Source organism: Vallitalea okinawensis, from assembly GCF_002964605.1.
Lineage (GTDB): Bacteria > Bacillota > Clostridia > Lachnospirales > PQDH01 > Vallitalea_A > Vallitalea_A okinawensis.
Genome location: NZ_PQDH01000010.1, coordinates 58,246 through 72,980, shown reverse-complemented (window position 1 = coordinate 72,980; position 14,735 = coordinate 58,246). Strand labels below are relative to the sequence as shown.

Here is a 14,735-nt window from a genome sequence, read left to right as displayed (position 1 = left end):
TGTACGAAGGACAAATAAAATTAATAGTGAGCCTATCAATTATGTAAGTTATCAGAATAAAAGCCGTCTACCCCCTTCTCCCTTAACTCTACTACTAATTCCTCGTCATTAACAGTATGACAATATATAAATACCTCTTCTTTCTGTAATTCTTCAGCTAGACCTTCATAGGCCCGTTCTATTGGCATGGTTACTGCAAAAACCTCGTACCTATTAATAAAGTCCTTTATTTGCTCTGCTGTGTACTCACTCTTATATAATGTTAAAATTATATTTTTATAGCCCATATAGTAAACTTGTATATATTCATCCATGGCATAGATTTGAGGGATAATACGATGCTGATATTCTTTATACTCACTAGCAATCAACTCCAGCATTTTAATATTATCTTCTTTGATATCTGTTATTATATAGGCATTCTGATTTTCTTCCATCCAATCCATGAGCGCCTTTAAATCCAATTGATGTAACCCATTCTTCATCTGTAAGTTCATAAATTCATTATGGCTATAATGCTGTTCTTCCCTTTCATCCTGATCTCCTACCTGAAATAATCTGGTTATAAACCCATCCCACCCATGTAAAAGGACGGGAACTTGGTCACTTGTCCAGACTAAGTCCACTTCTATAAAATTAACTCCTTTTCTAATGCTCTCGTCTAAAGCTTCTTTTGAATTAGATACGAGGGTACCATTAATTCCACCACCACCATGTGCTATAAACTCAGGTTTCTGAACATTTGATTGCTGATCCTCTATACTATAAATTTCATTGGACCGAAGCAGATTATGATCAAGAACATGCTTTGAGTAATTAATGCCCTGGATGGCTCTTTCATACCCTTCTCTTGTCTCATCTAATCCAATTGTAGCTCCTGTTTGCAGGTTGTAAGCTTGACTATTTTCATAAATACCATCTCTAGACATCATAAATAAAGTATGGTCATCTAGATAAGACCCTTTAAGTAAATAGGTTTGAAAAGCAACAAATCCCTCCTGAGCTGTAAATAGATTCTGACCTAACATCACTGTCCCCATCTGAGAAAGTCCTGTGATATCTAAGATGGTTGGTAAGAAATCAATCTGACCACCTACTGTGGATATGGTCTTGTTAATATGACTCCCTGGTATATGGATAATTAACGGTATTTTAAGCATTTCATCATAATTATAAAATTTACCTAATAGTTGTGACATATATTTCTGATTCTCTTCCTCTTTCATATGTAGACCAAAATGATCACCATAAAATACAATCATGCTATCTTCATATAAACCTCTATCCTTTAAGTCATCTAAAAATTTACCGATAGATTGATCTACATAATTAATAGCCTTTAAGTAATTACCAAACAAGGTACCTTTGTGCTCTTCTAATAAATTAAACTGGTTATTCTCTTCACCAATATCGAATGGATAGTGAGAGCTTAGGGTTGTATAGAAAGCCAGAAAACGTTGTTGATTTTCTAGATAGCTTATTGATTGATCGAATAACTCCTTATCACTCATTCCCATCCCTAAGATCTCTTTACTGTCCATATCTTCGATACTGATAAAATGATCAAACCCTTGTCCCACTGAAGCCTCTTCTCTATTCCAATAGTCACCAACATTACCATGAAACATCATAGTCGTATATCCTTGATCCTTAAGAATCCAAGGCAGCCCATAAAAATCATTATTTGCATATGCTTCATACACATAACTCTGAATCGTGGGGTGCAGTGAGTTCAAGGTTATAAATTCTGCATCAGAAGTACCACCTTTACCTAATTGCTGATAGTAATTTTCAAAATATATACTCTCTTCACTAATTAAATCATTGAGTACTGGGGTGACCTCTTGGCCATTGTATAAAAGTTGGATTGGAAAGTCTTGAAAAGCCTCCATTTGTATAATAATTATATTTTTATTTTTTCCAATGCCGTTATATATGGATTCTTTGTATTCTGCCTCTTCTATATAGGGAAGGTCATGGATCAATTCTTTTTCTGGTACAAAATCTTTCACATGATATGTAAATACTTCATTATAAATCAATGAATTCATAGAACTCTTTATAAGAATTGGACTTGTGATCATGAACAGCAGCAGTAGTCCAGCTAAAATAACTGACCCATATACGGGTTGATTCTCTTTTTGGTCCATATGCTTGTACATGAATAAGGCTAATACTGGTTCTATTACTAAGTAGATCATCCATAATCTAACTTGCAACCAAACACTCTGACCTACACCTGCTAAATACTTTATTTGACTAATTAATTGAATAGAAGGTAACTCATTAAAATAGTTGTAGTATAGCAAATCAATTAACATTAAAATAGAAAGCAAACTATCCAAAACAAGAAATATCCATCTATTTACTTTTAAACTATACCCAATCCACCCAATTAAGAAGATAATGATACTCGTATAGACTATGGAATAAAGTAAGGACTCCAAATTGGTGTATATGGTTGCGTAGAACATGTACAATTTTACTCCAAGTAGCAATATGACCAAGTATAGGTTAATATTTTTTATCTTCATTTTCTTAATCAACCTCCTATACTAGTCTATTATTGAGTTGTCCCATATATACAAAAAACTAACTCATCTTCCGATGAATTAGTTTTTAATTGCATTTAAATGTAGTTGAAGAATATCTCCGTGGTCACTCTCTTCTTCCACTAGCCTTACTAAGACTTCCCTTAATTTTTCATCCTTTGTCTTATCAATTAAACCTTTATAAAAATCTGTTGTAATCTTCTCTGTTTCAATAGCAACCGCTAAGGCTTCTTCGATGCTATGTAGTTCTTGTTTTCTTCTACTAAAACCTACATGATTGGCATAAGAATGAAAATACTGATCAACTTCTTCAGTAAAAAGATAGTCATCATGTCCAGCAAATTCCTCATACATTTTTTGAAAAACTTCAGCGTGTGCAATCTCATCATTAGCTAATTTTAACATTAACTCTTTCACTTCACCTTTTGCCAATTCACTGTACTTATTATAGAACCCTACACCTTCTTCTTCAATGGATATAGCAAAACGTAATATTTCTCCTATAGATGCATTATGCATGACAAATCACCTTCTTCTATAAAATTAACATTGTTATGTTCCATTTACCCTTTAATTATATCATCTATACTATAATGATGCAAAATAATCAGAAGATTCTTACCAAGTAACTTGGACCATTTTATTAGCCATGCTATATCTTCATCTGTATATTTGTATTGTTAGGAAAGTACGTTTACACATTAAGTATAATACGTACCTCTCCAATAACTTAGTTGCTCATTAATCAGCAATATATAATATACCAATAGTTTTTTTGCCACAATGACAGGATATTAGACTACTTGCCTGAGTGGTAATAATCTTCATACCAGGTAGATTCTTTTCCAGCTCTTGTCGGATATATTTTTCTTCCTCTTCACTTCCTAGAGAATGTGTGATAAATACACGGTCTCCAATCATTTTATCCTTATCTGCTATAGCTTCTTTGATCATTACATCAAAGCCCTTTTTCTTTTTACCTCTTATCTTTGAACCTACTGTCATACCGCCATCAATGACTTTAATAATTGGTCTAATATTCAACATAGAGCTAACAACGGATTGCATAGCACTACAACGTCCACCTTTATACAAAAATTCCAATGTATCTATAATAAAGCTTGTATTTACCTTTGGTAGGATTGCTTCAGTCTCTTGAACCACTTCATCAATAGAATACCCTTCTTGTATAAGGTCATAAGCATAACAAATACTTAAACCAATCCCAGAGGATAAATTAGCTGAGTCAATTATTCGTATACAGCCATTCTCAATATCTTTTGCCGCTATATTAGCATTTTGACAAGTAGATGAGAATCCTGATGAAATACTTATGTATAAAATATCGTAACCATCATCTGTATATTTTTTAAAGCGTTTATAAAAATCTTCTGGTGTAATAGCTGAAGTCTTGGGTAAAGCACCTCTCTCATCAACCATTTGAAAAAGCTTATGAGGATTAATCTCCACACCATCTTTATAGGATTCATCGCCAAAAATGACATACAGCGGAATAATTTCAACGTTCATTTTTTTAATCATTTCTGGTGACAGGTCACTACTGCTATCTGCCATCAACTTAATCTTCCTCAAATAAATCACCTCAAATATTGTTTTTTTATTGAGTTTTAGGTATATACTCTCAACACTCATTCATATGCGAAGGTTATCATTACAGAACTCCATTATAAGAGTTCTTTTTGATGATTACCTAATATTATACCATAGCAATTTAGTATTTTCATTAGATAAGTATTAAAATGAATAGTGTTCATCTTTATTGTTTTAAAGCATAATATAATGTTGAGCCTTTCTTATTTTTCAATAATAAGTAAAAGATTTGAAAAACCTATTGCAAAACTGGTTCATTTGTATTATTATATTAACGTAGTAAAAATCCGAACTATTTTTATTAAATCTAAATTAATGTTCACTTATATAAATCTGACAATAGGGGTCAGTTGTATCTACCGAACTACCATAAATAGTTGTAGGCTATAAGTACATTTACTTTCATTTACCGTCAGTCAATCGATGATTGACTACGGTCAATACCTGAGGAGATGATTAGGAATGAAGTATGATGTTATTATTGTTGGAGCTGGTCCAGCTGGAATTTTTACAGCTCTAGAATTAGTGAAGAAGAACTCAGATAAAAATATTCTACTAATCGAAAAAGGCCGCAACATTGAAAAACGTAGTTGCCCAAAAGAAAAAACGAGATCCTGTGTAAATTGTAAACCATATTGTCACATTACGACTGGTTTTTCTGGTGCTGGAGCATTCTCAGATGGTAAGTTATCTTTAAGTCATGAAGTAGGCGGCGATTTACCTAAACTCATTGGTATTGAGACTGCTGAAGAATTGATTAAATATACGGATGAAATTTACTTAGAGTTTGGTGCTGACACAAAAGTAGAAGGCATCGAAAATACAGATGACATCAAAGAAATTCGTAGAAAAGCCATCGAAGCTGGATTAAAACTAGTCGATTGTCCTATTCGTCATTTAGGTACAGAAAAGGCTCAAGAAATATATACGAAAATTCAAAACTTCTTAATTGATACCGGTATTGAGATTAGATTCAATACCCATGTCAATGATTTGCTAATTGAAGACGGAAGCATCCAAGGAGTTTCTATCTCTCCAAGTAACCAACCATCTGATATAAGTTATGTCTACGCTCCAGAAGTCATTGTTGCAACTGGTCGCAAAGGTGCTGATTGGCTTAAAGATATGTGTGTCAAACATCTCATCGATCATTCAGCGGGAACTGTAGACATTGGCGTACGTGTTGAAGTTCGAAATGAAGTCATGGATGAGGTTAATAACGTTCTTTATGAATCTAAGCTTATAGGTTATCCAGCTCCATTCAAAAATAAAGTTCGTACCTTCTGCCAAAATCCAGGAGGCTTTGTCAGTCAAGAAAACTACGATAATGATCTAGCTATTGTCAATGGTCATTCTTATAAAGATAAAAAATCAAATAATACTAACCTAGCTATACTCTGTTCTCATAACTTTTCTGTACCATTCAACCAACCCATTATGTACGGTAAAAAGGTTGCTGAACTTGTTAATATGCTGGGAGATGGAAGTATTTTGGTTCAACGATACGGTGATATCCTAGATGGTAAAAGAACATGGCAAGATGAATTAGATCAAGCTAATGTTAGACCAACATTACCGGATGCAGTAGCAGGAGACTTAACCTCTGCTATTCCTTATCGTACCATGAGTAATATATTGAGTTTCATCGACTCTATGAACACTGTAGTTCCAGGCTTTGCAAGTCGTGAAACACTCTTATATGGACCAGAAATAAAATTCTATAGTAATAAAATAAAACTGGATGAAGACTTTAAAACCAATATTCAAGGGTTATATTGCCTTGGAGATTCCAGTGGTTGGACTCGTGGTCTTATGATGGCTTCAGCCATGGGAGTATTGATGGCAAGAAAATTAATGGCTTAACTGAATAGTATAAACTAATAGAAACCCATCCTTGGATGGGTTTCCTTTATATAAAATTATCTAATTTTTATACTGATTCTTTATTAATTCCTTCTCAATTTCATTAGCACTTCTTGAATCATAGGGGTTGTGAATCAGCACATAATTTCTATCTTTATACCGTTGCTAACTCATAGCACATAACCATTCTCTATTTTACACAAAGCATTATTGTATCATCATATGCATGTGAATGAAACATAAAGAAAGCAGCCCTATTTAGAGCTACTTTCATATTGAAGTTCAGTAGTAGTTTTCTCACTCTCTTCATAGCGTCCTAATAGATAAGCTAAGAACGCTGTAACACCACTTATGGCACCAATAATTAACCAAAATTGTGTGAAATCAATTGACATCAAGACTAAACCTGTAATAGCTGGTCCAATGGTGAAACCTGCTCCCATAATGATGTTTATGATGGCATTAAATCGTCCTCGATGTGAAATAGGAGAATGATTTGCAATATATACCCCACTATTAGTTGTTGCGAGAATCTCACCCATGGTCCATATAAAAAAGGAGATATAGAACAATCCCAGTTGTAGTACATGTTGCAGTATTTCTGATGAACTATCAAGGTTATTAACAATGCTCAGCTGACTATATTGATCAGCAAATGTCAATATACCAAAACCAAACAAGTAGAATAAGTAAGCTATCAGCATGTTGTAAATAGGCTTGATATGACGAGTAATCCTCATGACTATACTCGTAAAGAGTAATACGACAATAGCATTGAAGCTCATCAGATAACCAAAGCTGGTAGCTGCTTCATCCCTGAAAAGACTCTCCAACTGGAGTGGAATCGTAAAGGAATGTTGTGCATAGACAAAGGCTCCGAAGAAGCCAATTCCTGCAAAAGCAAGTAATAATGGGCGTTTTATTAATACCTCCATAAAACTACCTTCTTCTGCCCTTTCACCTGTTCCCTGTGCTTTGGATGCCTTTAATGCATCTTCCGTTGGTTTAGTCTCTGGTATATAGTATGTTATTAATGCAAGTGCAATAAGAGTAGTTAATGCATCACCCCAAAAGATCCACTGAAGATAGTCTTTAAACAAGAAGCCAGCTAGCATAGGACCAATGGCTACCCCAAAATTTATCCCAAGATACAGTAATGAAAAAGCATCTTTTCTTCGTTCTGGTGGTGTAAGATCTGTTAACATGGCTGAACTGACTGGTCTAACCATGGAACCTAAGAAATTAAAGGCAATTAGGACCCAGACTATATAAATAGATGTCCCCATGAACCCACATGGAATAAGCAAAAGAGCAGCTAGACCTTGAGCAGCAATATATACCTTTTTACGTCCTAAATGATCTGCTAACCATCCACCAACCATAGGACCACACATTCCGCCTATTCCAAGCAACAACATGTAAAAACCTATTTCAGCTTCATTCATTCCTAGCTTACTGGATAGAAACAGGGTTAAAAACATATGTACAAACCCACCCATGCGGTTGATTATCCTGGCAATAAAAAGTATATAAACACTTTTAGGTAATCCTCCATACTGTGCAACGGGTGAAAACAACTTATTTATAAATTTTAACATTCCTACCACCCCCTAAAGTTATAGTATAACAATGTAACACAGATTGACGATCATTACAAGTTATTTTTTGTGTTATTTTCAAATTTTTTTAATAGTAATTTGGAATTGATTAATAGTCAACTTACTAACTCTTGAAACCACTTACAATAGATATGCTACCGCTTATCTGTATACTATAGTAATTTCAATTATTAAAGATTATAATATTAGTACGAGAGGGGGATTGATGATGAAACTCGATATCGATATTGATGATAAATATGAAGAAACAACCATTGTAATAAAGACTAAGGAAATAACAAAAGAGCTTGAAGACATGATTAAAACCATAAGAACCTCACCCAAAAAAACATTAGTAGGTAAGTCCAAAGAAAAACTTTACATCATAAATCCAGATGAGATTTATCGCATGTATGGAGAAAGTCAAAAAGTTCTGACGGAAACAGAAAATGGAATATATGAACTATCTCATAAATTATATGAACTTGAAGAACAATTTAAAGACACAAGTTTTGTAAGAGTATCAAAATCAGCTATTGTTAATTTTGATAAGGTAAAAAATATGGAGATGTTTTTTAACGGAACGATGTGTGTGAATTTTGATAATGGTAAACAAGAATTTATATCTAGAAGATATGTATCAAAAATAAAACAATATTTAGGCATGGGAGGTAAGTAGTATGTTTTATATAAAAGAAGCATTTAAGAGGGGTTTCTTAGGTATGTTCCTTGGTGTATTTCTTAACCAACTCATTTTCGTGATTCTGATTCTTTCTGGAGAAATACCTGATATGATCAATGCCCATTATATGATTCCCCAATTCTTCATTTCTATTGGCATAGGTTTTTATATAGCGGTTATTACGATCATTTTTCAGATTGAAAGCTGGAGTATATTAAAGCAGACAATATATCATTTTATAGCAATGGGTATCGTCTATCTTCCTGCAGCCTACTTTGCCGGCTGGATGCCACCACACTTGATCGGAAGAGTAAGCTTTATAGCTCTATACATTCTAATATACGTTATTCTATGGTTATCGTTTAAAACCTATTGGAAAAGAAAAATAGAAATGCTTAATACTGAGATTGAGAAAAATAGAAAATAAACTTATACAAATCAAAAACCCTGAGGTTGAAAACAATCTCAGGGTTAATTATATTCTATCTATGCAGGTGTTACGTTCTCTGCTTGTGGTCCTCTTTGTCCTTCAGCGATTTCAAAAGTTACTCTTTCGCCTTCTTCTAAAGTTTTGAATCCTTCTTTATTGATTTGTGAGAAATGAACGAAAACATCATTTCCATTCTCAGCTGTAATAAATCCAAAACCTTTTTCTGAGTTAAACCACTTAACAGTACCATTTGTCATTATAATGACCTCCAAAAAATAATATTACCTTGAGTTCCTAGAAAAATTACTTTAGAAATTTTGAAAATACAATTGATCTATCTAATCATTTAATAATCAGTTTATAATTGCTTAAATCAAAATCAATAACTAACTCATTTTTACTATTTATTCAAAGCGTATTATATATTATACACGTTACTATTTCAAAAATCAACCATTTTTATAAAATATTATTAAATAAATTTATTTCCATTTTCTTTTTTGGTCTCTGCATCCCCTATATAATACAAAATCCTGACACGACTCTGTATAAATTTCAATCTTTTATCAAAAAAATTTAAAATCCTTTAATGATTATTACTTTGATTGTCGAAATATTATAATATATATATTAATAGGTATCTGAATAACTATATTATGCTTTAATATGTCAAATTATAAGATTTATTGATTGCTAACAATTTGACAAAAAGTCTAAGAACATGGTAAAGAAAAAAATTTAAGGAGGCTAATCATGAGAAGCTTGAAACAGAAAATTATGATTCCAGTGTTATTAGTTGCCGTATTAGGCATATCTGTTCTTACCAGTGTATCTTTCTTTAAAGCTCAAGAAATACTTATCGATGACATCAAAGAAATTACAGAAAACAAGGTACTAAAATTAGTTGTGTCTACAGATAGCTGGCTTCAAAAAGCAATATCTAAGATTGATGTACTTTCTACAACCGATGCTGTTCAAGGGCAGAGTTTTAAAGACGTTAAGGATTATATATCAAAAAATAGTGAATTATTTAATGATTTTGAATCAATTATTATGAGTGATAAAAGTGGAGATTTCTTAAGTACTACCGGAAGTGGTGGCAATATTAAGGAAAGAGCTTATTTTCCAAAAGTCATGAATGGCGAAACCGTAATCTCTGACCCAGTGATCTCTAAGGCAACTGGTAATCCAATCATCGTTATTGCCGGACCGATTACAAATAATAGTGGTAATGTGGTAGGTCTCATCGGTGGGACGGTTAATTTATCCTTAATTACAGATGTTGTTAATACAGAAAAATTAGGTACTACTGGTTACGCATATATGATTGATCAAAATGGCTTAGTAATGGCTCATCCTAATGAAGACTTGATATTCCAAGCAAATTTTTTAGATCACGAGAGTAAAAGTCTTGTTGACATCACAACGAAAATGGTTAATCGTGAAATAGACTCTGATGACTATACTTTTGAAGGTAAGGAGAAAATTGCTTCTTATGCACCGATTCCCTCTACGGGCTGGTCCATTGCAATGTCAGCTTACTATGATGAATTAACAGAAGATATTGATCAGTTTAGAAATTTAATCCTGTTCATTGCATCTCTTACTGTACTTTTAATATCTGTTGCTATCTACTTATTGATCTCAAAATCCATTCAACCATTAAAAAAGATGACTAACATTACTAAAGACGTTGCGGCAGGGAACCTTACAGTAACAGTTGATATTAAGAGTAATGATGAAATTGGTTTACTTGCAGACAACTTTAACACAATGGTAGACAATATGAAAACGCTTTTGGGTGAAGTAAGTGATATGGGTACAACAGTAGCATCCGCATCACAAGAAATGTTGTCTTCATCCGTAGAGGCTGGTAAAGTTTCTGAGCAAGTGGCAATGACTATATCTGATCTAGCTGAAGGTGCCAGTGAACAAGCCAGATCTACACAAGAAGGCAGCGGCATGGTTAATGATCTAGTAGAGAGTATTTCGCAGATATCAGAGAATGCTCAAGATGCTGCAAGAGTTACTGAAAAAACTAAAGATACTGTTGATCAGGGAATGGAAATGCTCATTTATCAAAAAAGCAAAATGGAAGAAAACAATGCAGCTGCTAAGAATGTAAGCACTGTTATCAATGGGTTAGCAGAGAACTCACAAAAAATTGGTCAAATTATTGATCTAATAAGCAGTATAGCAGAACAGACAAACTTATTAGCACTTAATGCTGCTATAGAAGCCGCCCGTGCAGGCGAACAAGGAAAAGGATTTGCCGTTGTTGCTGAGGAAGTAAGAACATTAGCTGAGCAGGCTAGTACTGCTACTCAAGATATTAACGGTCTTATACTCGACATAAAAAGTGGTGTAGATCAAGCTGTTAAAGAAATGGACTTAGCTAAATCCATTGTTACTGATCAAAACAAAGCTGCCCTTGAAACTGAAAATGCATTTAGAGATATTCTTGAAGCTGTCCAATTGGTATCAACGAATATAGGTCGAGTGACTGAGGCTTCAAAACTACTAACGAATAATTCAATTTCTGTAGGTCAGACTATCGAAAACGTTGCAAGTATCACAGAAGAAAGTGCGGCTGGAACTGAGGAAGCAGCTGCTTCAACGGAAGAGCAAAGTGCTACAATTAACGAAATCTCTACATCAGCCCAACAACTAGCAGATCTATCTAATGATCTTCAAAATGTTATACAGAAATTTAGGCTATAAAATAGAGTGCAAAATTAGTTACGTTAAATTACCCTCCAACAAGCATCATTTATTGCTAGTTGGAGGGTGATTTAATTGGTATCATTAAAATCCATGCTTACTTAACCATTTGCTGGCTTCTTCTTCGGAAGTAAATGACATAGGTTCCATTGCAGCTCCACCAATTCTCATCATTTGCATGGTTTTAATTGGGTTATCAACGATTATAGCCGCTTTTTGTAAACCATGTTGTACCTTCCATTGTATATGGTCCCTTAGTACGTCAACTACATCAGAGGTTTTATAATCCCTTAGATCACAAATATTAGCCCAGCCATTAGCACCTTCTAGTTGAGGTATCACTTTATTCATATAGTCCTGATGAAATCTATCGACATCTTCTTTAAGCCATAGACCTACTTGCTTTTCCTTAACAACTTTTCTTTCACTATCAACTTCAATCGAATACATCCCCTTTATGTCTTTGATAACCACCTCAACACCTCCTTTACCCCTCATTCGCAGTGTTCTATACTAAAGCTATAATTGTTATAAATATTATATCGAATCATAGATAGCTCATAATTACTAAAATTTCATACTTTTATATCTAACATAAAGAAAAATTGTTGGTAATATGACACACTGCTGTCATATTGGATTGGGTATACTATTAATAATGGAAGTGAGGAGATATATTATGAAAAAAGAATGGAGAAAGCTAGAAAAAGAAATCTATCTACCTAAGAAGCAACCTGCATTAATTAAGGTTCCTGCCTTCAATTACTTCACCATCAAAGGGCAAAGTAACCCCAATGAGGAGGTTTTCAAAGACTATATAGCAGTACTTTATTCTTTATCCTATGGAGCTAGAATGTCATATAAATGGGATTCTCCCCCTACAGGATATTATGAATACTTAGTCTATCCCCTTGAAGGTGTATGGGATCTAGCCGATAAATCCAAATATGTACCAGGCGTTGTGGATAAGTCTAACCTTGCTTATGAGTTGATGATCAGGCAGCCAAGCTTTGTAACACTAGATTTGGCAAATCAAATCATTCAATTAACTCAAAAGAAAAAACCACATTTTCTCTTAGATCAAGTAGAATTCAAAACAATAACTGAGGGAAGCTGTGTGCAAATGTTACATTTAGGAAGCTATGATGATGAACCGTCAAGTTTCGAATTAATGAATGAATACTGTAAGAATAATAACCTAAAAAGAGCTTCTATGAAGCATCGTGAGATATATTTATCAGATCCAAGAAAAGCTAACACTGAAAATCTGAAGACAGTTCTTAGATATAAAGTTGAATCATTTGGAGTATAATGTTAATTAAAGCCCTAAATTCTCTAATAATGATAAAGAATTAGGGGCTTTTTCAGTTCTTATAATTCCTTATTTAAATCAGAAAAGCAATTATTTAATCTTTCCTTAGGTATTTCACTATAGTTATCTCCTATATTCAATTCAAACTTACAACCACCCTCTACTTCTATCAAGTAGGGTGTAATGCCAAGGCTATATTTCTCCATGACGTTACTTAGTGTTTCTTCTACTTTATTCTTATGGTCATGAAAGTATACATGAAACATATTCGATACAGGTACTTCTGGTTCAGTATATGCCTTATTAAGTTTATTAAAGTATTGAGCTAACTCTCTGGCTTGCTCGTAATAAATAGACATTTTATCTAATCTCTTATCCAAATAGTACTCAGCACTAACTATGTAAGGATAGAGACTTATTAGATCACCACCGTGTCGTCTTTTCCATATCTTTGACTCTTCCATAAAGCTCTCTGGACCAGCTAAAATAGCCCCTGCTACACCACCTATTCCCTTATAAAAAGAGACATAGACACTATCAAAGAGTTGACATATTTCTTTTAGCTCTTTTTCATAGTAAGGCATAGTCTCCCATAACCTAGCACCATCAAGATGTGTTCTTATCCCCTTAACTTTACAGTAGTCTGTTATTTCTTTTAATTCTTGCCATGTAGGTAACTGCCCACCTATCCCCCTTTGAGGTAACTCAATGAGTAGGGTTGATATAGCATTATTCATCTCTTTTAAGTCATGGATGGTAAATAAACGATCTTCTTCTCCTAAGAGTACTGTCTCAATGTGATGCAACTCTTTTAAACCATCTTCTTCATAAATTTCTAGATGACATAGTGGATGATAAGCTACTCGATATATTTTCTTTTTATCACACCACATCCTCAGAGCTATCTGTTGAGCCATGGTTCCGCTAGGGAAAAATACCGCTTTCTCTTTTCCTAACAAATCTGCCATCTTATCTTCAAAATCATTAATCATAGGTCCCGTTCCGTAAAAATCTATCTTGGTATCTGAATCGATGGTATTCAAAGCATCCTTTAAGATCTTAACCTGATATGTTCCATGGCCATCTAATTTATATGTAGCATTTCTGTAGGCTTCAACAAAATTATTATTCATTCTTACCCTCCTCTGTCATTTTTATTATCCTGTTAGTATCATACCCCTAAATCCCATAAGTTACAAGTTTTAACCCTGCAGTACATCCTTCAACTCCATCAAATTAGAAATCTCATAGGTTGGTTGGATGTCTGTTTTATTATCTGTCTTATTAGGATTAAACCAACATGTATCTATTCCAAAATTTATCCCGCCTTGTATATCAGAGGTTAAGCTATCGCCAACCATCAATACCTTTTTTTTATTCATATGATTTATGTTATTTAAAGCATGTTCAAATATTTTAGGATCTGGCTTAGAAATTTCAATTTCCTCTGATATAACAATATCTTCAAAATATTGAGCTATTATAGATTTTCGTATTCTATTATTTTGAACATCTTTTAGTCCATTGGTGATGATAGTAAGCCTATAATTTTTGTACAAACTTTCCACAATAGCTATACTATCATCATATAGGAAGGATGCATTAGATAAATGCTTCATATAGGATTGAGCAAATAGGTGCTCGTCAAATCCGGCATCCAACTTGTTTGAGAATCGTTTAAATCGCTCTATTTTTAGTTTCTTTTGAGTAATAAGTCCTTCTTCAAGTTCTTTCCATATAGCTGTGTTAATATCTTTATATATTTTCAAATGATGATTTTCATCGTATTCCAAGTTAAATTCAAGCATTGTATTTTTTAGAGCATCTTTTTCTGACTTCTTAAAGTCAAATAAAGTTTCATCAGCATCAAAAATTATAATCTCATACTTCATAACTAGCCTCCTCTACCTTTACAATAGGTTATATATAATTTATCATGTTTATAAGAATAAATGTATGACATATG

The 14,735-nt window shown here is 33.5% G+C and carries 13 protein-coding genes and 1 riboswitch; of the genes, 5 read left to right on the top strand and 8 right to left on the bottom strand.

The features are described 5' to 3' along the window. Positions 1-35: 35 nt before the first annotated feature. The 3 genes from C1Y58_RS21505 to C1Y58_RS21495 form a co-directional block, all read right to left on the bottom strand. On the bottom strand, positions 36-2,534 hold the full coding sequence (locus C1Y58_RS21505) for a sulfatase-like hydrolase/transferase (protein ID WP_105618706.1): 2,499 nt from the start codon (positions 2,532-2,534) through the stop codon (positions 36-38). Between the two features lie 78 nt (positions 2,535-2,612). Next, positions 2,613-3,071: a ferritin-like domain-containing protein gene (locus C1Y58_RS21500; protein WP_105618705.1), complete on the bottom strand. Its 459-nt coding sequence runs from the start codon at positions 3,069-3,071 to the stop codon at positions 2,613-2,615. Between the two features lie 222 nt (positions 3,072-3,293). Continuing rightward, positions 3,294-4,145: a DegV family protein gene (locus C1Y58_RS21495; protein ID WP_105618704.1), complete on the bottom strand. Its 852-nt coding sequence runs from the start codon at positions 4,143-4,145 to the stop codon at positions 3,294-3,296. Positions 4,146-4,466: 321 nt separating this feature from the next. Further along, positions 4,467-4,570: riboswitch (purine riboswitch) on the top strand. A gap of 55 nt (positions 4,571-4,625) precedes the next feature. On the opposite strand from C1Y58_RS21495, the gene C1Y58_RS21490 reads away from it, so the two are divergent. Then, positions 4,626-6,026, top strand: coding sequence for an NAD(P)/FAD-dependent oxidoreductase (locus C1Y58_RS21490; protein ID WP_105618703.1), 1,401 nt, complete (start codon positions 4,626-4,628; stop codon positions 6,024-6,026). 254 nt (positions 6,027-6,280) lie between these two features. Here the strand turns inward: C1Y58_RS21490 and C1Y58_RS21485 are convergent, their stop codons facing one another. Continuing rightward, positions 6,281-7,624 carry an MFS transporter gene (locus C1Y58_RS21485; protein ID WP_105618701.1) on the bottom strand — a complete coding sequence of 448 codons (1,344 nt, stop codon included), beginning with the start codon at positions 7,622-7,624 and terminating at the stop codon, positions 6,281-6,283. Between the two features lie 229 nt (positions 7,625-7,853). Here C1Y58_RS21485 and C1Y58_RS21480 point away from each other — a divergent pair, with 229 nt between their 5' ends. Both C1Y58_RS21480 and C1Y58_RS21475 read left to right on the top strand, forming a co-directional pair. Next, on the top strand, positions 7,854-8,303 hold the full coding sequence (locus tag C1Y58_RS21480) for a LytTR family DNA-binding domain-containing protein (protein WP_157950231.1): 450 nt from the start codon (positions 7,854-7,856) through the stop codon (positions 8,301-8,303). Position 8,304: 1 nt separating this feature from the next. Next, positions 8,305-8,733: a DUF3021 domain-containing protein gene (locus C1Y58_RS21475; RefSeq protein WP_105618698.1), complete on the top strand. Its 429-nt coding sequence runs from the start codon at positions 8,305-8,307 to the stop codon at positions 8,731-8,733. 59 nt (positions 8,734-8,792) lie between these two features. Here the strand turns inward: C1Y58_RS21475 and C1Y58_RS21470 are convergent, their stop codons facing one another. Next, positions 8,793-8,993 (bottom strand): cold-shock protein, encoded by a 201-nt coding sequence (locus C1Y58_RS21470; protein WP_105618696.1) that lies wholly within the window; start codon positions 8,991-8,993, stop codon positions 8,793-8,795. 496 nt (positions 8,994-9,489) lie between these two features. On the opposite strand from C1Y58_RS21470, the gene C1Y58_RS21465 reads away from it, so the two are divergent. Further along, the gene (locus C1Y58_RS21465) at positions 9,490-11,457 is read left to right on the top strand and encodes a methyl-accepting chemotaxis protein (protein WP_105618694.1); all 1,968 of its coding nucleotides are present in this window, start codon (positions 9,490-9,492) and stop codon (positions 11,455-11,457) included. 84 nt (positions 11,458-11,541) lie between these two features. Here C1Y58_RS21465 and C1Y58_RS21460 read toward each other — a convergent pair whose 3' ends face one another. Next, the gene (locus C1Y58_RS21460; RefSeq protein ID WP_105618692.1) at positions 11,542-11,931 is read right to left on the bottom strand and encodes a hypothetical protein; all 390 of its coding nucleotides are present in this window, start codon (positions 11,929-11,931) and stop codon (positions 11,542-11,544) included. 205 nt (positions 11,932-12,136) lie between these two features. On the opposite strand from C1Y58_RS21460, the gene C1Y58_RS21455 reads away from it, so the two are divergent. Continuing rightward, entirely contained in the window at positions 12,137-12,769 is a 633-nt protein-coding gene (locus C1Y58_RS21455) for a GyrI-like domain-containing protein (RefSeq protein ID WP_105618690.1), read from the top strand. A 59-nt stretch (positions 12,770-12,828) separates the two neighbouring features. On the opposite strand, the gene C1Y58_RS21450 is transcribed toward C1Y58_RS21455, so the two are convergent. After that, on the bottom strand, positions 12,829-13,902 hold the full coding sequence (locus tag C1Y58_RS21450; RefSeq protein ID WP_105618688.1) for a threonine aldolase family protein: 1,074 nt from the start codon (positions 13,900-13,902) through the stop codon (positions 12,829-12,831). Between the two features lie 69 nt (positions 13,903-13,971). After that, positions 13,972-14,661 (bottom strand): YjjG family noncanonical pyrimidine nucleotidase, encoded by a 690-nt coding sequence (locus C1Y58_RS21445; protein WP_105618687.1) that lies wholly within the window; start codon positions 14,659-14,661, stop codon positions 13,972-13,974. Positions 14,662-14,735 lie beyond the last annotated feature (74 nt).

What these genes read in the sequence shown, in the direction of transcription:
- C1Y58_RS21480 (WP_157950231.1), top strand. Translation starts at nt 7,854, where the DNA reads ATGAAACTCGATATCGATATTGATGATAAATATGAAGAAACAACCATT.
- C1Y58_RS21470 (WP_105618696.1), bottom strand. Translation starts at nt 8,993, where the DNA reads ATGACAAATGGTACTGTTAAGTGGTTTAACTCAGAAAAAGGTTTTGGA.
- C1Y58_RS21485 (WP_105618701.1), bottom strand. Translation starts at nt 7,624, where the DNA reads ATGTTAAAATTTATAAATAAGTTGTTTTCACCCGTTGCACAGTATGGA.
- C1Y58_RS21450 (WP_105618688.1), bottom strand. Translation starts at nt 13,902, where the DNA reads ATGAATAATAATTTTGTTGAAGCCTACAGAAATGCTACATATAAATTA.
- C1Y58_RS21455 (WP_105618690.1), top strand. Translation starts at nt 12,137, where the DNA reads ATGAAAAAAGAATGGAGAAAGCTAGAAAAAGAAATCTATCTACCTAAG.
- C1Y58_RS21475 (WP_105618698.1), top strand. Translation starts at nt 8,305, where the DNA reads ATGTTTTATATAAAAGAAGCATTTAAGAGGGGTTTCTTAGGTATGTTC.
- C1Y58_RS21505 (WP_105618706.1), bottom strand. Translation starts at nt 2,534, where the DNA reads ATGAAGATAAAAAATATTAACCTATACTTGGTCATATTGCTACTTGGA.
- C1Y58_RS21465 (WP_105618694.1), top strand. Translation starts at nt 9,490, where the DNA reads ATGAGAAGCTTGAAACAGAAAATTATGATTCCAGTGTTATTAGTTGCC.
- C1Y58_RS21445 (WP_105618687.1), bottom strand. Translation starts at nt 14,661, where the DNA reads ATGAAGTATGAGATTATAATTTTTGATGCTGATGAAACTTTATTTGAC.
- C1Y58_RS21490 (WP_105618703.1), top strand. Translation starts at nt 4,626, where the DNA reads ATGAAGTATGATGTTATTATTGTTGGAGCTGGTCCAGCTGGAATTTTT.
- C1Y58_RS21500 (WP_105618705.1), bottom strand. Translation starts at nt 3,071, where the DNA reads ATGCATAATGCATCTATAGGAGAAATATTACGTTTTGCTATATCCATT.